Genomic DNA, 222 nt, shown 5'->3' on the forward strand with positions numbered 1-222 from the left:
GTCGGAGGCCTCGATGACCTCGATCATCATGATCGTGTCCTGGCAATGGCTGCCCTTCGCGACGCTCATCCTGCTGACGGCGATCCAGTCGCTCGACAGCGAGCAGCTGGAAGCCGCCGAGATGGACGGGGCCCCGCCGGTGAAACGCTTCGCCTTCATCACCCTGCCCCACCTGAGCCGCGCCATCACCATCGTGCTGCTCATCCAGACGATCTTTCTGCT

At 63.5% G+C, this 222-nt stretch carries 1 protein-coding gene; it reads left to right on the forward strand.

Annotated features, from left to right (window positions below):
- Positions 1–13: 13 nt before the first annotated feature.
- On the forward strand, positions 14–222 hold a 209-nt coding region (locus H2O73_RS24610; RefSeq protein ID WP_246336006.1), incomplete at its 3' end, for an ABC transporter permease subunit.

Source organism: Vibrio marinisediminis, assembly GCF_014050145.1.
Classification (GTDB): Bacteria; Pseudomonadota; Gammaproteobacteria; order Enterobacterales; family Vibrionaceae; genus Vibrio; species Vibrio marinisediminis.